Genomic DNA, 21,443 nt, shown 5'->3' with positions numbered 1-21,443 from the left:
GTGGGAGGGGTCGTGGAAATGAGACAGGAGTTGACCGCCCTGTGCTGTGACTGCGGGGCAATCCGCCGGGTCACCACCTACCGCGGTATCGGGGAGGCCCAGTCTGCCCACGGTGCGGCCCGGTGCGTGGTACGGCGGATGTGCCGCTCCTGCGGACGGCAGACCTACCACGCCTACATGCGCGACGACGAGGACCGCGACGAACTGGAAGACGCGCTCCGGTTAGACAACGCCCTGGCTGCCAAGGCGTTGGAAGAGGAGATCAGCCAGTTGCGCCGGTGCGGTGTGGAGGTGGGGCACGCTCCTGTTCCCGCGATCTGGGACAGTCCGCCGGTCGGCATGATCACCCAGCGATTGAGCGACCGGAAATACTCGCTCGTCCTCGACCCGAATTCGTCGATCGTGGCCCGGCTCAAACTCATCGACCTGCTGTGGTACGAGCTGACCACGGGGGAGCACAGCGACCGGTGGCACATCCACTCTCCCGGCGACGGTCCGGGCTACGCGATCCGCCTCTTCGGTTTCCGAGCGCCCCGCTGAGTACGGGTCGGCGGGTTCAGGCCGCGCGGGACGCTGCCTCGTGGAGTCTCCGCAGCGCCGCCCGGGCCACTTGGGGGTCGGTGGTTCCCCAGTACGGGGGCAGGGAGGCGCGGAGGAACGCCCCGTAGCGGGCGGTGGCCAGCCGCGGGTCGAGGACCGCGACCACCCCTTTGTCGTGGACGGACCGCAAGAGCCGCCCGGTGCCTTGGGCGAGGAGCAGCGCGGCATGGGTAGCCGCGACTTCGAGGAACCCGTTCCCTCCTTGTGCACCGATCGCGCGCTGCCGGGCCGAGGCCAGCGGGTCATCGGGCCGGGGGAAGGGGATGCGGTCCACGATGACCAGTTGCAGCGCCGGTCCCGGGACATCCACGCCCTGCCACAGTGACAAGGTGCCGAACAGACAGGTGGCCTCGTCTGCAGCGAACTGCTGGACGAGGTGGCCGGTGGAGTCGTCCCCCTGGCACAGGATCGGGTAAGGCAGGCGTTCCCGGAGTTCTTCTGCGGCGTGCACGGCTGCCCGGGTGGAGGAGAACAGGCCGAGGGTGCGCCCTCCTGCCGCGTCGATGAGTTCCGCCATCTCGTCGAGGTATTCGGGGTGGAGGCTCTCCCGGCCCGGCGGGGGCAGGTGGGTGGCGATGTAGAGGATGCCGCTGCGGGCGTGGTTGAACGGTGAGCCCACGTCGATCGCGCGCCACCGGAGCGGGCTGGGTTCGGCCGAGGGCGTGGCAGTGGTTTCCGCGGGCTCTGCTGCCTCTGCCGGGTCATGATCGGGCAGAGGGCCGAGTCCCCACTGCCGGGCCATCAGGTCGAAGGAGCCGCCGAGAGCGAGGGTGGCGGAGGTCAGCACCGTGGTGCGCTCGGTGAACAGGGCCTGGCGCAGGGTCCGGTTGACAGCCAGGGGAGCGATGCGAAGTCCGGGGGTCTGCCGTGCGCCGCGCGCGAACCACACCACGTCCTGCCGGTCCCGGAGGGGCTGCTGGACGCAGAGGAGGATCCGTTCGGCGGTGCGGTGGACTTCTTCGAGGCCGGCGAGGGCGAGCCGGCGGGCGCTGGCGGCGTGCGGGTCGTCCCGGGGCGGCTCGGGCAGCGCGGAAAGGCAGGCGTGGGCGGCGTCCCGGACTGCGGCTACGGCGGTGGCCAGCGGATCCGGCAGATGGTCGAGACGGCCCGGCGGGGTGTCGGCGAGCATCAACGCCAACCCGTCAGCGGTCTCTGCGAGGCGTTCGGTGAGTTCCACGTCACAGACCGGGGCGGCCCGCTTCGCCGCAAGGCTGATGCTCCGGTCACTGAGCACCCCAGTCGCCACGGAGGTGACCCGGTCGACGAGCTCGTGCGCTTCGTCAACGATGAGCAGGTCGTGGTCGGGCAGCAGCCGGTAGCCCTGGACAGCGTCGATAGCGAGCAGGGCGTGGTTGGTGACGACGAGGTCCGCGCCGATGGTCTCGGCCCGGGCGAGCTCCGCAAAACAGTCGTCGCTGACCGGGCACATCTGGGGCCCGATGCACTCGTTGGCTCCCACGGAGACCTGCCGCCAGGCCAGATCGCTCACCCCCGGGGTGAGGTCGTCGCGGTCCCCGGTGAGGGTCTCCTCCGCCCATTCGTGGAGCCGGCGCACTTGGCGGCCGAGCGAGGACAGCAGGTGCGGGTCGAACAGTTCAGCTTCTTCCGGACCTGTCGCTGCCTGGGAGAGGCGGTAGCGGCACAGGTAGTTGCGCCGTCCTTTGAGGATCGCGTAGACGGGACGGCGGCCCAGCAGCGGTTCGAGTGCCTCGGTGAGCCGCGGCAGGTCGCGTCCGATGAGCTGGTTCTGCAGCGCGATGGTGGCGGTGGAGACCACAACCGTGGCGTTGGCGGCGACCGCGTGGCGCAGTGCCGGAACCAGGTAGCCCAGGGATTTTCCTGTTCCGGTGCCGGCCTGCACGACGAGGTGTTCGCGGCTGTCGATCGCTGCGGCCACCGAGCGGGCCATGGTCGCCTGGCCGTCGCGCCGGGTGCCGTTGAGGGCGCGCACGGCCGCGTCGAGGAGCTCGTCGACGTCGGGAAGATCAGACACGCCCCTGACAGTACCGGGTCGGTGCGGCAGGTTCGGCCGGTTGTCCACAGGAGAGCCAGGGCGGTCTCCCGCGGGGGTTCTCACCGCGGGCACGCCCTGGCTGGTCGGTGCGCTGTGCCGGGTGCCTCTGGGGCGGTGGCACGGTACGGCCCTGGCGGGTGTCCGCCAGGGCCGCGGTGCCGGGGAGCTTGGTTCCGGCTGTCTTACGGCTGCCGGCGTGTTGGCTCAGCGGTTAGCCGGCGTAGGTTTCGAACTCGGCCACCCGCGGAGTGCCGTTCGAGCTGAGGATCTCGAAGTTGATCTTCCGCAGCGTGGTGGGGGTGAAGGTGATGACTCCCGCCCCGGTTCCCGTGGCCAGGACGGCGCCGGTGTCATTGTTGACGACCCGCCAGGAGCCGATGTTGCCCACGGCCCCAGCCGCCTCGCGGATGTGGATCGCGGACACCGTCACGTTCGAGCCCCACTTGACCGAGATGCGGCCGGTGGAGCCGCTCGGCGACCAGTAGGTGCTCATGTCGCCGTCGATGACGTTCTTGTAGCTGGTCCCGCTGGCCTTGCTGGAGCCGTCGGCGTCGGCACCGATGCTGAGGTTGGTGCCGCCGGGCGGGGTGCCCGGGTCAGGGTTCCCCGGATCCGGATTGCCCGGATCGGGGTTGCCCGGATCCTCTGCCCGGCAGTTGCCGTCGGAGACCCGGTTGCCCTTGTTCGCGCCCGCGGTCTGGCTCACGATCTGCGGCACGCAGCCGGCGTCGTCAAGCCGGTATGAGTAGGGGATGCTCACCGATGTGGTGGACTGCGGGTTAGGTCCGGCAGGGTAGTTCTCGTTGCCCTGGCTGGACCAGGTCACGTTGTCGAAGATGTTGCCGCGGACCTCCCAGTAGCCCCGCTCGTTGGTGTAGAAGGTGCCCAGGACGTCCTTGGAGTTCTGGAAGTAGTTGTTCTCCACTTTGGCGCGTGCCCCGGCCCGGGAGTTGATGCCGGAGTTGTTGAGGCGCACGTAGTGGTTGTTGTACATGTGCGCCACGCCGCCGCGCAGCAGGGGCGTCCGCGAGTCGATGTTCTCGTACAGGTTGTGGTGGAAGGTGATGTAACCGTTGGAGAGGTCGCTCTCGCTGGATCCGATCAGTCCTCCGCGGCCAGAGTTACGGAGGATGCTGTAGGAGAGGGTGACGTACTGGGTGTTGTCCTTGAGGTCGAAGAGGCCGTCGTAGCCCTCCGACTCACCGCCCGAGGCCTCCAAGGTGACGTGGTCCACCCAGACGTTGCGGACGTCCTTCTCCATGCCGATGGCGTCGCCGCCGTTAGACGTGGGTGATCCGGACTTCTTGACGTTCCGGATGTGCACGTTCTGGATGATGATGTTCCGGGATTCCCGGATGTGGATGCCGATCTGGTCGAACAGGGCTCCGTTGCCGACACCGACGATTGTGACGTTGCTGATCTTCTTGAGTTCGATCTTGTCACTGGCGGTGTCGCATCCCGGTCCGGACACCTTGGAGGTGTTGCCGTGGTTGATGGTTCCTTCGACCTGGATGATGATTGGGGTGCTGGTGCTGGGCCGCTGGCACAGGGCTTGGTGGATCTCGGTTCCTGTGGTGGCTCGGACCACCTGTCCGCCCGCACCGCCCGTCGTTCCGCCGTTGAGGGCTGCGTAGCCGGTGGCGCTGCCGGTCTGCGCCGATGCCGGGGACACCGGTAGGGTTAGACCTGCTGTCACCACGGCCGCTGTGGCTAGCGTCGAGGCGAGTCGACGCGTAATTGATCGTCCCACCGTTTACCTTCCGTAGTAGTTCGTAAGCACCGAGGTGCTTTCCTTGAGCATAAAGAAAGCGCTTTCCGTGTCAAGAGGATCACACCGATTTTTGGTGGCAGGAGGACTCGACGGACGCTGCCCGCCCCTGCGTCTTGGGGGTCTGCCTGCTGGGCGGCCGTACTCCCTATCGAGTGCGCGACACCGCTGAGAGCGGGGCGGCCGCCAGTGCCGACCGCCCCGCAGCTCTCCGGAGCCCGGTGGGCGCACCATGGCTCGCTGCCCAGGACCGATCGGGGAGCTGCGCTACCGGATGCAGGATGTCCAGCAAGGAAAAAGACCCGCGGGCAGTGGAGAGAATTCCACCGACTCCGCGGGTCTTGCTGTGGAGCTATGGGGATTCGAACCCCAGACCTCTTCCATGCCATGGAAGCGCGCTACCAACTGCGCCATAGCCCCTTGGGTCATCACCCACTCTACCCGATCTCCAGGAGTGGTCGGTACATCTTGCTCCCGCCGCGGGGGAACGGGACCGCTTTCTCCTCGGCTCGAAGGCCGGAAACCCCGATGGACCAGGGTCGCTGTCCAGCTTGATCGGGCCTGGGCTCTGCCCCACCCCTTCAAGAAACCGCTTTCCCATACTGGTGAGTGGCGCTCCTCACTTTCTCCCACCCCCATGGTCGGAGCTCTGCTCCCGACGGCACAGCAGCCTTCACCCAGTCCGCCCCGCGTATGGGGCTCATCCAGGAGACAGCGCGGAGGCGGCACCCGTTGTGCCGGGAGGTGCGCTGTGGTGTGACAGGCCCTTGCTGCACCGGCTCCGCACAATGCATCACGGGCCCCACCGGTGCTGGTGAGGCCCGTGATGTGTGCCTATGGAGTGGAGCTATGGGGATTCGAACCCCAGACCTCTTCCATGCCATGGAAGCGCGCTACCAACTGCGCCATAGCCCCGTGTGGAGTCCGCGGGACGTGTCCCGCTGACTTCCAGAACAATAGCGGAATTCCCCGCGTTAGTCGAAACAGTTAGCGGTCGTCGCCCAGGACCTTCTCCTCGGGCAGGCTCCTGGCGTTGTACTCCAGCAGCCGCCAGCCGCCAGAACGGCTCGGCCCGAGGACAGACCAGGAGCAGTTGCTCAACGTGCCCAGCACCTCCCACTGGTCTGCCTGGAGGCCGAGCATCGTGTGGATGCCGGCGCGCAACGCGGCACCATGGCCTACCACGACGAGGGTTCCGCCCTCCGGGACTTTCTCCAAGCCGCGCTGGATGGCTTCTGCGACTCGTTTGCCGACGGTGCCCAAGTCTTCACCGCCGGGGATGTCCATGGTGGGCAACCGCTCGGGCCATCCCGCGGCGATCTCCGCGCGGGTCAGCCCCTCCCACGGGCCGCCGAAGCGCTCCCGCAGCGCGGGGTCGTACGTCACGGGCAGGCCGACGATGCGGGCCAGGGCCCGCGCCGTGTCCGCGGCCCGCTGCAGGTCAGAGGCGACGATCGCATCGGGTCGCAGTTGGGCAAGCAGTCGGGCAGCCCGTTCCGCCTGGGCGAGTCCGGTCTCGTTCAGGGGAACATCGCGCTGGCCTTGGAAGCGGTTCTCGATGTTCCAGTCGGTCTGCCCGTGGCGCCAGCAGATCACGCGGCGGGTTTCGGTCACCAGGTCACTCCTGTCCGCGAAGAGAGCGGTTAATCGGGCGACGACTCACTCACTGCTCGAGCCGTTCGCGGTGTGGTCGACGCCCTGAGCCGCCTGAGGCAGCTCGATCTGGGGGCAGTCCTTCCACAGCCGCTCCAAACTGTAGTAACCGCGCTCCTCTTCGTGCTGGACGTGCACGACGAGGTCAACGTAGTCCAGCAGTACCCAACGGCCCTCGTGTTCGCCTTCCCGGCGCACCGGCTTGGCTTTCGCCTGCCGATACAGGCGTTCCTCGATCTCGTCTACGATCGCCCTGACCTGGCGGTCGTTGGGCGCGGAGCACAAGAGGAAAGCGTCAGTGATGACGAGCTGATCGCTGACATCGTAGGCAACAATGTCCTGCGCGAGTTTGTCGGCCGCGGCGGTGGCCGCAATGGTGACAAGTTCAACAGTCCGTTCCGTAGCGGTCACAGGTAATGGCTGCCTCTCGTGGGCTGCTCCCTCGCCTGCTAGTCATCGAGGTACAGCCCGGTCTTGTTGATGTAGCGGACAATACCGTCGGGCACCAGATACCAGATGGGCTCGCCTTTACGGACGCGTTCTCGACACTCGGTCGAGGAGATCGCCAGGGCCGGGATCTCCACCAGGGAGACCTTCCCCTCGGGCAGACCGGGATCGGCGAGCTGGTGCCCCGGTCGGTTACAGCCTACGAAATGCGCGAGTTCGAAAAGTTCATCCGCGTTGTGCCAGCTCAAAATCGCGCTCAGCGCATCCGCTCCCGTGATGAAGAACAACTCCACGTCAGGGCCGTACTGCCGGCGCATCTCGCGCAGCGTATCGATCGTGTAGGTGGGCCCTTCACGGTCGATCTCGATCCGGCTCACCCGGAACTGGGGGTTCTCCGCGGTGGCGATCACCGTCATCAAGTAGCGGTGCTCGGCCGGGGTGACCCGCTTCCCCTGCTGCTGCTTCTGCCAGGGGTTTCCAGCGGGGACAAAGATCACCTCGTCGAGGTTGAACAGGTGGGCCACCTCGCTGCCGGCCACCAAGTGTCCGTTGTGGATGGGGTCGAAGGTGCCACCCATGATTCCGATACGGCGCGGTTTTCTCTTCCCCCGCGTAATCGTCTTCTCCTCGGGCACGGTCACCGCTCTCGTCTCATCCCCGTCGTTGGGGCTACTCCTCCGGTTTCGAGAGTAGTCATCCCGGTTTCGACCACTGTGAGCACCCCTCCCCTGGACACCGCCCTCCCCGTATCCGCAAACCGTAGATTCTCGGCATAGTCACGCATAGCATTCAGGCATGGCTACTACTCCAGACCGTGCTCGCGTCCGGCTCCGCAACATCTCTTCGCGCGCCTACGAGCATCCCGCGGACCGCGGCGCCCTCGTCGCCTTGCGGTCGCTGCGCGGCTTCGACGAAGTCTTCAAGCGGCTCTCCGGCCTCTTCAACGAGCGGGCGCTGCGGCTGATGTTCCTGGCCAGCGCGGTACGGGTCGACGAGCGCCAGTTCCCCGACATCCACGACTATGTGCGCGACGCCGCCTACGTGCTGGACCTCGACCGGGTTCCAGAGCTGTACATCCAGATGAACCCGCAGCCCAACGCCATGGCGATCGGCAGCAGCCGTCCTTTCATCGTCGTGACCACGGGCCTGGTCGACCTGCTCGGTCCTGAAGAGCAGCGGTTCGTGGTGGGGCACGAGGTAGGGCACATCCTGTCCGGGCACGCCGTCTACCGCACCATGCTGCTGGCTCTGGTTCGGCTGGCGGCGCGGGTCGCCTGGTTCCCCCTGGGCTATGTCGGCCTGCGCGCGATCGTTGCGGCGCTGGAGGAGTGGTACCGCAAATCAGAGCTGTCCTGTGACCGTGCCGGGCTGCTCACCTGCCAGAACCCGGAAGCGGCCAAGCGGGCGCTGATGAAGCTCGCCGGGGGTTCACGGCTGGCCGAGATGAACGTCGACGCTTTCCTCGACCAGGCCCGGGAGTACGACGCTGCTGAGGACATCCGCGACGGGTTCATCAAACTCCTCATCACCCAGGGGCAGACCCATCCGTTCGCGGTGGTCCGGCTCGCGGAACTGGACCGCTGGATCGCAGAGGGCTCCTACCAGCGCATCCTCACCGGCGACTACCCCCGGCGGGACACCGATACCGACGCCCGCATCAGCGAGGAGGCCCGCAGCGCGGCCCGCTCGTACCGGGAGGCGTGGGAGCGCACCTCTGATCCGCTGGTGGGCACTTTGCGCGATGTGGTGAGCGGCGCGGCGGCCACGGGCAGCAAGATCTTCGACTCGATGGCCGACCGGTGGCGCAACGGCCCGGGACGCCGCACCACCGCCTGACCCCGGCCAGTGGTCCGACCATTTCCCGTAGGATGCAGGTCCCGGATTTCCTTTTTCTGCATAAATGAGAAATATAAAATTTATGTAAGAAAAATCCAGCCCTCCCTCTCCATTTCCGATGTGAATTGGTTCACATCAAAGGGATGTGCTCCACCGCATCTGACCTGTCCGGGTGAGGATGCACTCGTATGACGTCTGCCGTTCGTGGGTATCGGTGCAGATGAGACGCGTGCTGCTCGGTCCGGGCGCCGCACCGCCCCGCCATCCCAGCCCTCTCGTGTTTCCCGCGCCTAAAAGAAAGCAAAAGGCTCGGTAAACCAAAAGCCTCGAACACGAGTGATGTAAGTGCACGGACCGTGCCCTGCCATGCGTCTTTTCTTGCACTGGTCCGCGTGCGCCACGCAAAGGCAGCATCACTACAGGGGGAAACGGGGAATCATGTCCATCGATGTGACCGTCATCATTCCGGTCCACAACACCGGCCGGGGGGTACTAGCTGGGCTTGAATCGCTGCGCGCGCAGACTCTGCCCCGCTCTCGCTTCGAAGTCATCTACGTCGACGACGGTTCCACTGACGGGACCGGGGAGCTGCTCGACACGGAACTCGCTGGCGAAGAGAACTTCTCGGTCGTGCACATCGAGAACTCCGGCTGGCCTGGACGCCCCCGCAACATCGGCATCGACCGCGCCCGAGGCGAGTACCTCTTCTTCATGGACGATGACGACTACCTCGGCGCGGAAGCCTTAGAGCGCCTGGTCGCCAAAGCCCGGGAGGACTCCGCTGACATCGTGATCGGCCGGATGGCGGGCATCGGCCGGAGAGCGCCCCGGGAGATCTTCCAAAGACCCTTGTCCGGGGCGACACTGCGCACCCACCGCATCCTGCTCACCACGCTGACGGTGCACAAGCTCTTCCGCACCGAGTTCGTCCGCTCCCACGGGCTGCGCTTCCCCGAAGGGAAAGTCCGGCTCGAGGACCACATGTTCATGCTCCCCGCCTACCTGCGCGCCGCCTCGGTCTCGGTAGTCCACGACTACACCTGCTACTACTGGGTGCGGCACAAGGACGAAAACTTCGGGAATATCTCGTTCCGCACCCCTCCCGACCCCGAGGACTACCTCGGCAGTGTCGAGCGGATCATCGACATCATCGAAGCCGAAACCGAACCGGGAGAGTTCCGCGACACCCTGCTGGCGCAGTGGTACCGGTCGAAACTGCTAGGGCAGATGCAAGGGGCTAAATACTTGCGGCTGCCCGAGCAGACCGCGGAGGTCCTCCACACCGTCGCCCACTCGCTCGTCCAACGCCGCATCCCCGAACGGGTGGACGCCAGACTCAACCCGTTCTCCCGGCTGCGCGCTACCGCGCTGCGGACCGGACAGTTCGACCTTGTCCGCCACGTCGCCGAGTTCGAACACGACCTGGGACAGCACACCACGGTGACCGGATACCGGTGGGACGGCTCGGTGCTGTACGTGGACGTGGAGAGCACCCTGGTGCGCAAAAGCGACCAGCGGCCCCTGGAATTCGTGCGCTCCGCCGAATCGGTCTACTGGGACCTCCCGACCGCCGTGCTCTCCCACCCGGAGGTGTGCGAGGCCGCCGAGGTCACCGCGGCGCTGAAACGGATCAAGCTGCGTACCTTCGCCCGCAATAAGAAGCTCGGCGCAGATGTCACCGTGCCGACCTCGTTCACCCTCCTCGAAGAACCGGTGGGTGCGGACCGGTTCACGGTCCGGCTGGTCGGGACGGTCACGCTTGACATCCAGCGCGGCAACCTGGGCGGCCCCCTGCTCGGCAAGTGGTGGTTCGTCTCCCGCATCGACTTGGGCGGCGTGAGCTGCGATTTCACGCTTGGTCCGCTGCGCTCCCCCGCAGCGGAGGCCACGCGGGTCCCCGCCTTCGTCCACCTCGACAACACACCCCCGGTGCTGGTGACCCCCAGCTACAACGCGAAGAACCACCTGGTGGTCACCGCCGACGACCCCTGGCAGAAACTCCCGGCGCTCATCCCCCCGCAGGAGCGCCCGGCTGTGGTCCGCAACAGCGACGGCCTGCAATTGCGGATCCCGCTGGCCCTGCACACCAGCGACGAGCGCATCGGGTTGCCGCTGTGCTTGGTCGGCAACGGGGAGAAGGTAGAGAGCGCGGCAAGTGTGCGGCCCGATTCGGCCAGCGCGACCAACCCGCACTCCGTCCTCACCGCTGACGTGCCCCACGTCTCCGGTCCGGGGCAGTGGGAACTCGTCGTGGAGACGGCGGAGCGTCCCATCCCGCTGCGGCTCCGGCTCAGCCGGGGCCTGTTCCACTGGTCGGTCAAGGTGCAGCACCCGTCCCGGTCGTTGCGTGCCCGGATGGGCCGCCTCTACCGGGCGCTCCGGCGCCGGGCAGGCCGCCTAGCCCGTGATCTCGGCCTCCGCCGCTGATCCCGCTGTCTTGTTCACTGTCCCCCACGCAGGTCCGCGGGCGGGGCGGACGTGTACGCGATCTCCGTAAAATGCACCGTCTGCCCCTCTCCCGTGGGGGACTGGGCGAGGAAGCCCGCCCGGGCAGGACCGGGGAGCGCGAAGTAGCGGATCAGGTGCCACCACCCGTCGCCGAGATTGGTGTGGAAGGCGTAGGCGCCTCCGGTCCGGGTGATCCGCAGCATGGCTTCCCCCTCGACCGCTAGCGAATTGCAGTCGTCGGAGACACCGTCGCGGGTCACCACCGACACGATGGTCGGCTGGCCTTGCGGGGACAGCTCCAGGCACAACTTGGCGTGGTTGTCCTCGTCGACGTAGAGGAACAGCACGCCGGCGTCGTAGGTGGCGTGGAGGCTCGGGCTGACGCGCGCAGCGAGGGTGAAATCCCCGTCGAGTCCCGCCAGGAGGGCAGGGGCGTTCGCGATGCGGACCGTCCCGTTCGGGTCGCTGAACACGTCCGTCCGTGCTCCAGCGGTGATACAGAGGCTGTCCGGTCCGGTCACCGCGAAGTCGACCGGGGTGTTCCACCAGGTCAGCGAGGCGGGAAGGGCGGGGATGGTTACCGGTTCAGGCATGGGGGTCCTCTCGTGGACGCTGGGGAGTCGCCGTGATCCTCCACCACGGCCACGCTCTGTGACAAGACCTTCCCGCATCCGGACCGCCCTACCGAAAGCGGCCGCGGGGAGGCGGCCTGCCGCTTCGGCCATGGCCGTTGTCCTCTCCCCCGTGCCGCTGCGCGGCGGCTCTGCGGCGGAACGATCCCGCTGGGCGGGGAACGGGAGCCGCCGCGGCTCCGCTCCCCGGCTGCGAGGTGCGGGCCGCGGCGGCACAGCGCTGGTCAGCGCACGTGGCCTTCCCCGGTAACCACGTACTTGGTGGTGGTCAATTCCGGCAGGCCCATCGGACCGCGTGCGTGCAGCTTCTGGGTGGAGATGCCGATCTCCGCACCGAAGCCGAACTCGCCGCCGTCGGTGAAGCGGGTGGAGGCGTTGACCATGACGGCCGCGGAGTCCACCAGGGAGACGAAGCGGCGTGCCGCTGCCTGGGAGTCGGTGATGATGGCCTCGGTGTGCGCCGAAGAGTAGGCGCGGATATGCGCCACGGCCTCGTCCAGGGAGTCCACGACGCGGACCGCCAGGTCCAAGGAGAGGTACTCGGTGGCCCAGTCCTCTTCGGTGGCGGGCACCACGCTGCTGTCGTAGGAGCGGACCCGCTCATCGCCGTGGATGGTGACTCCGGCCTCGCGCAGTTCGGCCAGCGCCCGCGGCAGGAAGGCGTCGGCGATACCGGCGTGGACGAGCAGGGTTTCGCTGGCGTTGCACACCGAGCAGCGCTGGGTCTTGCTGTTGAGCACGATCTTCAGCGCCTGGTCGAGGTCGGCTGCTTCGTCGACGTAGACGTGGCAGTTTCCGGTGCCGGTCTCGATCACGGGGATCGTGGACTCGTTGACCACGGTCTGGATGAGCGAGGCACCGCCGCGCGGGATGAGGACGTCTACCAGGCCGCGGGCCCGCATCAGGTGCTTGACCGACTCGCGGCTCTTGCCGGGCACCATCTGCACGGCGTCGACCGGCACCCGCGTGCTGGCCAGCGCCTGGCGGATCACGTCGGTGAGGACCGTGTTGGAGGAGTACGCGGAGGAGGAGCCCCGCAGCAGGACAGCGTTTCCGCTCTTGAGGCAGAGCGCGGCGGCGTCCACGGTCACATTGGGACGCCCCTCGTAGATGATGCCGATGACACCGAGCGGAACCCGGATCTGGCGCAGTTCCAGCCCGTTGGGCAGGGTCTTGCCGCGGACGACTTCGCCGACCGGGTCAGGCAGTTCGACGATCTCGTGGACCGCGTCCGCGATCGCGGTGATACGGGCGGGGGTCAGGGTGAGGCGGTCGATCATCGCCTCGCTGATGCCGTTCTCCCTGGCTTGAGCGACGTCCTTGGCGTTGGCCGCGACGATCTCCTCGGTCCGCTCGCGCAAGGCGTCGGCCACGGCGGTGAGCGCCTCGTCCTTAGCGTCCCGGCTGAGCGGGGCGAGGTCTGCGGCGGCGTCCCGAGCGCGCTCAGCGACCTTGCGGACGTCCCGCTCGATGTCAGTCATGGTGTCTTCGCTTTCTGCAGTCGGTTGTCCTACACACCGCTTTGGACGGCGCGGGTAGCGGCGGTCCGCTCCCCGGATCGGAGCCCAGCGCCGCAGACGGTGGGGTCCGGATGTGTTCCGCCGTCCCACGCACAACGGTATCGGCGTCGCGGGGCCGCCGCCACTGCAGCTGTGGGGAGGCGGTCTGTGGGCCGCCGGGCACGGCGCCCGGGCCACGTGCGGGGCCGCACCCTGGGCGGGCAGGGATGCCGCGGCGGCCGCTCCGACGGGCAGCGGCAGCAGATCTCCCCCGCTGCTCCGTGTCAGCCGCACGCGAAGGGCGACTACTTAAGGTTCACCCATTGACGCAATCGGTCACCACGTCGCACCATGCTGGAGACGTCACTTCACAGAGAGCCAACACCAAACTGGGAGCGCTCCCACACCGGTGTGTTCGCACAATCCCCCTGGAGACCCCATGTCCGTCACTGAACCTCCTCCCCGCCGACGCGGCCGTCACAGCCGGGCGCGCCGCTTCCTCACTTCCCTGGGAGCTACCGCGGCCCTCACCGCGGGCATGCTGGGCGTCCCCTTGGCCACGGGAACCGCCCACGCCGAACCGGCGTTCAACTACGCCGAAGCCCTCCAGAAGTCGATGTTCTTCTACGAGGCCCAACGCTCCGGGAAACTCCCGGAGAACAACCGGGTCTCCTGGCGCGGCGACTCCGGGCTCAACGACGGCGCGGACGTGGGACTCGACCTCACCGGCGGCTGGTACGACGCCGGCGACCACGTGAAATTCGGCTTCCCCATGGCCTTCACCGCGACCATGCTCGCCTGGGGCGCCATCGAAAGCCCGGAAGGCTACATCCGCTCCGGCCAGATGCCCTACCTCAAGGACAACCTGCGCTGGGTCAACGACTACTTCATCAAAGCCCACCCCTCGCCCAACGTGCTGTACGTGCAGGTCGGCGACGGCGACGCCGACCACAAGTGGTGGGGTCCGGCCGAAGTCATGCCGATGGAGCGGCCCAGCTTCAAAGTGGACCCCTCCTGCCCGGGCAGCGACGTCGCAGCCGAAACCGCCGCGGCCATGGCCGCGTCCTCCATCGTGTTCGCCGACGACGACCCTGCGTACGCGGCCACCCTCGTGCAGCACGCCAAGCAGCTCTACACGTTCGCCGACACCTACCGCGGCGTGTACTCCGACTGCGTGCCCGCCGGAGCGTTCTACAACTCCTGGTCGGGCTACCAGGACGAGCTCGTCTGGGGCGCCTACTGGCTGTACAAGGCCACCGGGGACGACTCCTACTTGGCGAAGGCCGAGTACGAGTACGACTTCCTCTCCACCGAGCAGCAGACCGACCTCCGCAGCTACCGGTGGACCATCGCCTGGGACGACAAGTCCTACGGCACCTACGTGCTGCTCGCCAAGGAAACCGGCAAGCAAAAATACATCGACGACGCCAACCGGTGGCTCGACTACTGGACGGTCGGCGTCAACGGCCAGCGCGTGCCCTACTCCCCCGGCGGGATGGCTGTGCTCGACACCTGGGGAGCCCTGCGCTACGCCGCTAACACCGCGTTCGTCGCCCTCGTCTACGCCAAGGTGATCGACGACCCCGTCCGCAAGCAGCGGTACCACGACTTCGCGGTGCGGCAGATCAACTACGCGCTCGGCGACAACCCGCGGAACTCCAGCTACGTGGTGGGCTTCGGCAACAACCCGCCGCGCAACCCCCACCACCGCACCGCGCACGGGTCGTTGACCGACAGCATCGCCTCGCCCGCGGAGAACCGGCACGTCCTCTACGGCGCCCTCGTCGGCGGTCCCGGCTCCCCGAACGACGCCTACACCGACGACCGGCAGGACTACGTCGCCAACGAAGTCGCCACCGACTACAACGCCGGATTCTCCAGCGCGCTGGCCATGCTGGTCGAAGAGTACGGCGGCACCCCGCTGGCGGACTTCCCGCCCACCGAGGAGCCCGACGGACCGGAGATCTTCGTGGAAGCCCAGATCAACACGCCGGGCACCACGTTCACCGAGATCAAAGCCATGATCCGCAACCAGTCGGGCTGGCCGGCCCGGATGCTGGACAAGGGCACCTTCCGGTACTGGTTCACCCTCGATGAAGGCGTGGACCCCGCGGACATCACGGTGAGCTCCGCCTACAACCAGTGCGCCACCCCGGAGGACGTCCACCACGTCTCCGGCGACCTGTACTACGTGGAGATCGACTGCACCGGGGAGAAGATCTTCCCCGGCGGCCAGTCGGAGCACCGCCGCGAAGTCCAGTTCCGCATCGCCGGCGGCCCCGGATGGGACCCCTCCAACGACTGGTCCTTCCAAGGCATCGGCAACGAACTCGCCCCCGCCCCGTACATCGTGCTCTACGACGACGGTGTACCGGTGTGGGGCACCGCCCCCGAGGAAGGGGAAGAGCCCGGCGGCGGAGAAGGACCGGGAGGCGGCGAAGAACCCGGCGAGGACGTGACCCCGCCGAGCGCGCCCGGCTCCCCCGCGGTCCGGGACGTCACCTCCACCAGCGCCGTGCTCACCTGGTCCGCGTCCAGCGACACCGGCGGCAGCGGCGTAGCCGGGTACGACGTCTTCCTCCGCGCCGGCACAGGCCAGGAGCAGAAGGTGGGATCCACCACCCGGACCAGCTTCACCTTGACCGGTCTAGAACCCGACACCACCTACATCGCGGCTGTCGTGGCCCGGGACAACGCGGGCAACGTCTCCCAGCGGAGTACCGTCTCCTTCACCACGCTGGCCGAGAACGGCGGCGGGCCTGACGCCTCCTGCACGGTGGGCTACAGCACCAACGACTGGGACTCCGGATTCACCGCTTCGATCCGGATCACCTACCACGGCACGGCCCCGCTCTCCAGCTGGGAGCTCTCCTTCACCTTCCCCGCTGGCCAGCAGGTCACCCACGGGTGGAACGCCACGTGGCGCCAGGACGGGGCCGCCGTGACCGCCACCCCCATGTCCTGGAACAGCTCCCTGGCGCCTGGAGCCACCGTCGAGGTCGGCTTCAACGGCTCCTGGAGCGGCAGCAACACACCTCCCACCGATTTCACCCTCAACGGCGAGCCCTGCGCCCTCGCCTAACACGGCAACCGCGGCCGTCCGCCCCGCGGGCGGCCGCGGCACCGTGCCGCTACCGGTCCAGGAAGTCGAACAGCTCTTCCCAGCGGCGCACGATCTTCTCAGGGGCGTACCGGGTCACGGAACGCCGTGCCTGGTCCCCCAACCGGTCGCGGAGCTCCTGGTCGGCGAGGATCTGCGCGAGCCGGTCCGCGAGGGCGTGCGTATCCCCGGGCGGGGCCAGCAGCCCGTCGACGCCGTCGGTGACGATCTCACGCACCCCCGGAGCACAATCGAAAGCCACACACGGCACCGCGCACGCCATCGCCTCGAGCAGCACGAGCGGGAAACCTTCCCCGCGTGACGACTGGACGAAAACCGACGCCTCCCGCAGCGCCCCGGGCACATCGGATGTCGTCCCCATCCACTGCACGGAGTCGTCCAGCCCCAAATGGCTGCAGTAGTCGCGCAGCTCCTGCTCTTCGGCGCCGCTCCCGTAGATCCGCAGCGTCCACTCCGGGAAGCGGGGCGCCACCTTGGCCCACGTCTCCAGGAGAAGGTCGACCCGCTTCTGCTCGTCGAATCGGCCGATGCTCGCCACCACCCGACCGGTGCGCGGCGACGGCTCCTCGGGGTACCACGGCAGCGGGTTGGGCATGACGTCGAGGTTGTTGAGCCCTTGGTTGATCCACCGGTCCGCGTCCTCCCGGGTGAGCGCAAGCAGGCAGTCCACGTCCCGGTAGTACCGCTGGACTCGAGCGAACCTGGAGGTCCGCCTGGACTCCTCGAACGATTCGTGGGTCATCCCCACCACGTGCAAGCCCGCGGTATCGGCCATAGCCACCCACTCCATCGCCCACACTTGGGTGACGATGACCACCCCGCCGGGTGCCGCGGTCTGCAGCAGGTCGGACAGTACGGCCGCGTGAGCGCGTCGGGTCGCTTCCCAGCGGGCCCGCCGCAGGCGCGCCCCCACGTTGAGCCGGTCGCGGAGCCGCCGGGGCGGCCGCAGGGACGGGGGTCGGGTCGCGTGCAAGGTGGTCGTGGGATAGGGCGTCTCCCCGACCTCTTGGACGACATTGGGGGGGGCGACTCCCACCACGTGCACGCGGTGGCCCCGGTCGGTGAAGAGGCGGGCCATGCGGTGCGTCCAGCTCGTGACACCGCCCAGCTCGTTGACGCTGTTGGCGACCAGGAACAGGTCACGTCGCCGTTCGGGAGCGCTGTTCATCGGCGGCCTTCCTGGAGAAAGAACCGGTCGACGATGGCGCGCGCAGCCGTCCCAGTGTCGTAGGCAGCGAAACGCTCGGCGAAGGCTCGGCGGGCTTTGACGTACTCGGTATCGGCTGTGTCCAGTTCCCGGAGCGCGGCGAACAGCTCTTCCTCGGTGAACGCCAGCGGTCCGGGTGCCACTTCCGCCAGAGAGAAGTAGGTGCCCCGCGCATGGTGCACGTAGTCGTCATAGTCGGGCACGTAGTAGATCATCGGACGGTCGAGCAGCACGTAGTCGAACATCACCGAGGAGTAGTCGGTGATGAGCGCATCCGCCGCGGCGAGCAGCGGGGTGGTGTCGTGCTCCGCGGAGACGTCGATCACCGCTTCGGCTGCCGAGGGCGGCACCACCAGACGCTCGAGGTAGTGGGAGCGGACGAGCAGCACGTACTGGTCGCCGAACTCGCGGGCGAACGCCGCGAGGTCGAACAGCGGCCGCACCGCGGTCCGCCGCCGCGGCCGCCCGCGGAACGTGGGCGCATACAGCAGGATGCGCCGGTGGTCGGGAAGGTGCGGTGCGGCACCGATCCGCGGATAGGTGCGCCGCCCGGTCCGCTCCTCCTGCTGCCGCTGCCGCACCAGGGCGTCGTTGCGGGGGTAGCCGACGGGGAGCGCCACCGCGGGGTTGAGACGGAACGCCGGGATCAGTGTCTCCATGTCGTGGTGGGACCGCACGCAGAAGGCGTCGAACCGGCCGAGGTCCGCGCGGAGCCGGTCCCGCGCTGCCCGGCTCCGCAACTGCACTTCGGGTTCGTCGAACCCCATGCGTTTGAGGGCGCTGCCGTGCCACGTCTGCAGGTAGGTGGTGTGGGCGGGTTTACGCAGCCCTGAAGGGAAGCCCTGGTTGTCGATCCAGTACTCGGCACGGGCGAGGGCCACCAGGTAGCGCAGGCTCCACCGGCGGACCAGGACCGCATCGCGTGGGAAGCCGTCCGGGGTGTGCGCATAGGACCACACCGCGGTCATGGGCAGGTCGCGGCGGCGTAGCTCTTCGTAGATCGCCCGGGGACTGTCGGAGTAGCGCTGCCCCAGGTGGCTTTCGAAGACAGCGAGTCCGCGGTGCCGCGGCAGCCGGCACAGCACCGTGTGGTAGAGCCACCGCTTGTTCTGTTCCGAGGCGAGCAGGCGCGGAACGCGGCGGGCTGTGGCGAGCAGCGCCCGGCTGCGCCGGCCCGCGGGGGTGCCGGCTGCTGCGACGAGAGCGGTGCGTGCCCGGTGTTGGACCGCAGTGGACGGGACGACCCGCAGCGCGAGGTGTCCTTTGGCGGACACTTCCGCGACCACCTGGTCGGCGCCCAGTCCGGGCAGCAGCGGCTGAACGGGCAGCGGAGCAGTGTCCAGGTCGGGGTGGACGACGGTGAGGCGGCTGCGCACGCGCGTCCCGTCGATATCCATGACCAGCCGCAGATCCCACACGTGGTCGACGATGCCGATCGGGTGGAAGACGCGCCCCAGGTCGAGGTCGGCCGCCCAGGTGAGGTGGTCTCCGCGGTGGACGAGCTGGCGGAGGGGGAAACGGAAGACGCGCCACCCGGCGCGGCGGGCGGTGAGTTCCAGGCGGCCGCGCACCCGAGAGCTCGTCGGCGTGGGGATACGGCCCAGCGGGTTGGTCACGCGCCCCGACAGCCGCAGCCAGCGGCCGTCGACCCGCTGGCCGGTGACCACGGTGCGGGGAGCGAGCTTGTGCAACGGTTTGAGGTGATAGCCGAGGTCGGTGACGTCGAGGAGCTCCCGGCCCAGCGGGTCGTTGAGGTGCCGGGTGCTCCAGTAGATGCGCCCTTCCCGCTCCGCCAGGGGCACCGCGGTCTTGTGGGGGTTGATGAGTGCGTCGGCCGCGGGCAGGAGAGCGTCGCCGTCGCCTTGGGCGACCAGGTAGGCGCATATCGCCTGCAGCGGCCGGAGCTGGTGGTAGGCCTCCGTCGGCAGGTGCGCGACATAGGGGCCCACCAGGTCGAGGAACGACCGCCGGTACTCCTCGGTGCGGAGCGGAAGGTCGCGCAAGTGGAGGACCAGGTCGTGCTTGAGGAATTTGACGCTTTTGGCGAGGTGGACCGTGTCCAGGCCGCGTTCGGCGAGCAGGGCGTCGATTTCGCGGTGCATGGCGAGCCGGTCGGCGAGGTTGCCGATCTCGTCCCGGCGCTGCGTGATCGACCGGCGCTCCGGGCTGTCGGAGACATGCCAGTAGTAGACCGTGTTGGGGATCAGGGCGACGCGCCGCGCTGCCAGCCAGGCCCGGGCGGTGAACAGGAAGTCCTCGTAGGCGATCCCGGTGGGGAAACGGAGCCGGTGGTTGAGGAGGAAAGACCGGCGATAGCACTTGTTGGTGGCAAGCGTGTCCCAGACCAGCGGATCGGGGTCGTCGGTGAGCGAGTCCAGCACTCGGGTCTGCCGGTAGATCCACCGGTACCAGGGTTTTTCCTTGCGTCCGCGCGGGGTGGTGTGGACGCGGACGCACAGGCCGGAGACAAAGTCCGCTCCGGTGGTCTCGATCGCCCGTACCATGGCGCGGCAGGCGTTGCGGTCCAGTTCGTCGTCGCTGTCCAGGAACATCACATAGCGGCCCGCAGCCCGTTCAATGCCGTAGTTGCGGGGTTGTCCGCAGCCTCCGCTGTTGGAGGGCAGGCGGAATGCGCGGACCCGGTCGGGGTAGCGTTCCGCGAATCTCTGGGCTACCGCGAAACTCCCGTCGGAGCTGTGGTCGTCGACGATGACGGCTTCCACGCTCCGCAGTGCCTGGTTCAGTACGGACTGCACCGCGGTAGGTAGCCGCTTTTCGTCGTTGTAGACGATGACCACCACACTGACGTCGACCATAGGAACCCCGTCCGTCCGGCGTGGACCGCTAGCGCGGCCGCTATGTCACGGGACATGCGTACCGGCAGCCTAAGAAGCCGGACGGAAAGCACCGGCCAGAGCCGCGAAAATCTTCCACAAAAGGTGCTTTTCGGGGCAGTTGGGGTGGTTGCACGTGTCGCGCAGCGCAGGAGCGCCGACGCGCGGCGCTCCTGCAGCTCACCGATTATGGGGCGGTCAGCAGGCTTCCCGGTCGCTGGTGCTGCCGTTGCGGAGCACGACCAGGTCGTCGCGGTGCACGATCTCGCGGCTGTATTCGGCGCCGAGCTCCCGGGCCAGCCACCGGGTGGAGCGGCCCATCAAGTCGGGGATCTCCGCAGAGTCGTAGTTGACCAGGCCGCGGGCGACGAGGACACCGTTCTCGTCCCGCAAGTCCACGGGGTCGCCCGCGTTGAAATCGCCTTCCACTTTGATGACCCCCGCGGGCAGCAGGGACGCTTTCTCGGTGACCACGGCATGCACCGCCCCCGGGTCCAAGAAGACACTGCCGCGGCCCGCCGTCGCATGGGCCAGCCAGAGTTGGCGGCTGGACGGGCGGCGGTGTTCCGCGGGGACGAAGAACGTGCCGACGGGATCACCTCGGAGCGCAGCCCGGGCGTTGGCCGCCGAGGTCAGCACAGTAGCCACCCCCGCTTCGGTCGCGATCCGCGCGGATTCGACCTTGGTGATCATGCCGCCGGTCCCCACCCCGCGCTTGTTCGCGCTGCCGAGGTCCACCCCGACAAGATCCTCCGGGCCGTTGACCTGGGTGATGCGTGTGCTCGTCGGCAGGGACGGGTTCCCGTCGTACAGCGCGTCCACGTCGGTCAACAGCACCAGCACGTCCGCGCGCAGCAAGTGGGCGACGAGGGCGGCGAGCCGGTCGTTGTCGCCGAACCGGATCTCGTGGGTGGCGACCGTGTCGTTCTCGTTGACGATCGGCACCGCGCCGATCTCCAGCAGGCGGCTCATCGCGCGCTGCGCGTTGCGGTACTGGGCGCGGCGCATCAGGTCGTCGGCGGTCAACAGGATCTGCGCGGCAGTCAGCGAATGCCGGGCGAACTCGGCGGTGTAGCGGGCCAGGAGCAGCCCTTGGCCTACGCTGGCCGCGGCCTGCTGGGTAGCGAGGTCGCGGGGCCGCTGGGTGAGGCCCAGGGGAGCCATTCCCGCGGCGACCGCTCCGGAGGAGACCAGCACCACTTCGGTGCCCGCTTTGCGGCGTTCCGCCAGCACGTCGGTGAGGTCGCGGATCCGCTCGTGGTCGAGGCCGCCTTGCGGGGTGGTGAGAGAGGAGGAGCCCACCTTGACCACGACTCGTCGCGCCTGAGCGATTTCCGCACGCGTCTGACCGACGCCTGTGCCCACGTTTACCTGTCCTTTCGCG

At 68.0% G+C, this 21,443-nt stretch carries 14 protein-coding genes and 2 tRNA genes; 4 read left to right on the top strand and 12 right to left on the bottom strand.

The window, feature by feature from the left end:
* Window positions 1-18: 18 nt before the first annotated feature.
* Entirely contained in the window at window positions 19-540 is a 522-nt protein-coding gene (locus TF1_RS07495) for a DUF6315 family protein (protein ID WP_016188998.1), read from the top strand.
* Window positions 541-556: 16 nt separating this feature from the next.
* Here the strand turns inward: TF1_RS07495 and TF1_RS07490 are convergent, their stop codons facing one another.
* The 7 genes from TF1_RS07490 to nadD all read right to left on the bottom strand — a co-directional run bounded on the left by TF1_RS07490 (window position 557) and on the right by nadD (window position 7,123).
* Complete coding sequence (locus TF1_RS07490) at window positions 557-2,593, bottom strand: ATP-dependent DNA helicase (RefSeq protein WP_038043967.1); 2,037 nt, start codon at window positions 2,591-2,593, stop codon at window positions 557-559.
* 232 nt (window positions 2,594-2,825) lie between these two features.
* Window positions 2,826-4,286: a pectate lyase family protein gene (locus tag TF1_RS07485; RefSeq protein ID WP_016189000.1), complete on the bottom strand. Its 1,461-nt coding sequence runs from the start codon at window positions 4,284-4,286 to the stop codon at window positions 2,826-2,828.
* A 443-nt stretch (window positions 4,287-4,729) separates the two neighbouring features.
* Window positions 4,730-4,802 (bottom strand) — tRNA-Ala (locus TF1_RS07480).
* Between the two features lie 422 nt (window positions 4,803-5,224).
* Window positions 5,225-5,297: transfer RNA gene (locus tag TF1_RS07475), tRNA-Ala, on the bottom strand.
* Window positions 5,298-5,369: 72 nt separating this feature from the next.
* On the bottom strand, window positions 5,370-5,996 hold the full coding sequence (locus TF1_RS07470; protein WP_011292592.1) for a histidine phosphatase family protein: 627 nt from the start codon (window positions 5,994-5,996) through the stop codon (window positions 5,370-5,372).
* A gap of 45 nt (window positions 5,997-6,041) precedes the next feature.
* Window positions 6,042-6,446 carry a ribosome silencing factor gene (gene rsfS / locus TF1_RS07465; RefSeq protein ID WP_011292593.1) on the bottom strand — a complete coding sequence of 135 codons (405 nt, stop codon included), beginning with the start codon at window positions 6,444-6,446 and terminating at the stop codon, window positions 6,042-6,044.
* Window positions 6,447-6,484: 38 nt separating this feature from the next.
* Window positions 6,485-7,123 carry a nicotinate-nucleotide adenylyltransferase gene (nadD, locus tag TF1_RS07460; RefSeq protein ID WP_011292594.1) on the bottom strand — a complete coding sequence of 213 codons (639 nt, stop codon included), beginning with the start codon at window positions 7,121-7,123 and terminating at the stop codon, window positions 6,485-6,487.
* Window positions 7,124-7,277: 154 nt separating this feature from the next.
* Here nadD and TF1_RS07455 point away from each other — a divergent pair, with 154 nt between their 5' ends.
* Complete coding sequence (locus tag TF1_RS07455) at window positions 7,278-8,318, top strand: M48 family metallopeptidase (RefSeq protein WP_011292595.1); 1,041 nt, start codon at window positions 7,278-7,280, stop codon at window positions 8,316-8,318.
* A 438-nt stretch (window positions 8,319-8,756) separates the two neighbouring features.
* Window positions 8,757-10,745, top strand: coding sequence for a glycosyltransferase family 2 protein (locus TF1_RS07450; protein WP_011292596.1), 1,989 nt, complete (start codon window positions 8,757-8,759; stop codon window positions 10,743-10,745).
* Between the two features lie 14 nt (window positions 10,746-10,759).
* On the opposite strand, the gene TF1_RS07445 is transcribed toward TF1_RS07450, so the two are convergent.
* Entirely contained in the window at window positions 10,760-11,359 is a 600-nt protein-coding gene (locus tag TF1_RS07445; protein WP_016189002.1) for a DUF1349 domain-containing protein, read from the bottom strand.
* Window positions 11,360-11,622: 263 nt separating this feature from the next.
* Entirely contained in the window at window positions 11,623-12,879 is a 1,257-nt protein-coding gene (locus TF1_RS07440; RefSeq protein ID WP_011292598.1) for a glutamate-5-semialdehyde dehydrogenase, read from the bottom strand.
* A gap of 457 nt (window positions 12,880-13,336) precedes the next feature.
* Here TF1_RS07440 and TF1_RS07435 point away from each other — a divergent pair, with 457 nt between their 5' ends.
* Window positions 13,337-15,979 (top strand): glycoside hydrolase family 9 protein, encoded by a 2,643-nt coding sequence (locus TF1_RS07435; protein WP_061783773.1) that lies wholly within the window; start codon window positions 13,337-13,339, stop codon window positions 15,977-15,979.
* A gap of 49 nt (window positions 15,980-16,028) precedes the next feature.
* On the opposite strand, the gene TF1_RS07430 is transcribed toward TF1_RS07435, so the two are convergent.
* The 3 genes from TF1_RS07430 to proB form a co-directional block, all read right to left on the bottom strand.
* Window positions 16,029-17,186, bottom strand: coding sequence for a glycosyltransferase (locus tag TF1_RS07430; protein WP_011292600.1), 1,158 nt, complete (start codon window positions 17,184-17,186; stop codon window positions 16,029-16,031).
* The gene (locus tag TF1_RS07425; RefSeq protein WP_011292601.1) at window positions 17,183-20,041 is read right to left on the bottom strand and encodes a bifunctional glycosyltransferase/CDP-glycerol:glycerophosphate glycerophosphotransferase; all 2,859 of its coding nucleotides are present in this window, start codon (window positions 20,039-20,041) and stop codon (window positions 17,183-17,185) included. The genes TF1_RS07430 and TF1_RS07425 overlap by 4 nt, the downstream gene beginning before the upstream one ends.
* Before the next feature lie 216 nt (window positions 20,042-20,257).
* Window positions 20,258-21,424, bottom strand: coding sequence for a glutamate 5-kinase (proB, locus tag TF1_RS07420; protein ID WP_038043973.1), 1,167 nt, complete (start codon window positions 21,422-21,424; stop codon window positions 20,258-20,260).
* Window positions 21,425-21,443 lie beyond the last annotated feature (19 nt).

This window comes from Thermobifida fusca NBRC 14071 = JCM 3263 (assembly GCF_001592045.1).
Taxonomy (GTDB): Bacteria; Actinomycetota; Actinomycetes; order Streptosporangiales; family Streptosporangiaceae; genus Thermobifida; species Thermobifida fusca.
Note: the sequence above shows the minus strand (reverse complement) of the source record. Positions and strands in the feature narration are given on the sequence as shown.

Excerpts from the sequence above, each read along its gene's own strand:
- TF1_RS07495 (WP_016188998.1), top strand. The coding sequence starts at position 19 with ATGAGACAGGAGTTGACCGCCCTGTGCTGTGACTGCGGGGCAATCCGC.
- TF1_RS07455 (WP_011292595.1), top strand. The coding sequence starts at position 7,278 with ATGGCTACTACTCCAGACCGTGCTCGCGTCCGGCTCCGCAACATCTCT.
- TF1_RS07450 (WP_011292596.1), top strand. The coding sequence starts at position 8,757 with ATGTCCATCGATGTGACCGTCATCATTCCGGTCCACAACACCGGCCGG.
- TF1_RS07445 (WP_016189002.1), bottom strand. The coding sequence starts at position 11,359 with ATGCCTGAACCGGTAACCATCCCCGCCCTTCCCGCCTCGCTGACCTGG.
- TF1_RS07440 (WP_011292598.1), bottom strand. The coding sequence starts at position 12,879 with ATGACTGACATCGAGCGGGACGTCCGCAAGGTCGCTGAGCGCGCTCGG.
- TF1_RS07435 (WP_061783773.1), top strand. The coding sequence starts at position 13,337 with ATGTCCGTCACTGAACCTCCTCCCCGCCGACGCGGCCGTCACAGCCGG.
- TF1_RS07430 (WP_011292600.1), bottom strand. The coding sequence starts at position 17,186 with ATGAACAGCGCTCCCGAACGGCGACGTGACCTGTTCCTGGTCGCCAAC.
- TF1_RS07425 (WP_011292601.1), bottom strand. The coding sequence starts at position 20,041 with ATGGTCGACGTCAGTGTGGTGGTCATCGTCTACAACGACGAAAAGCGG.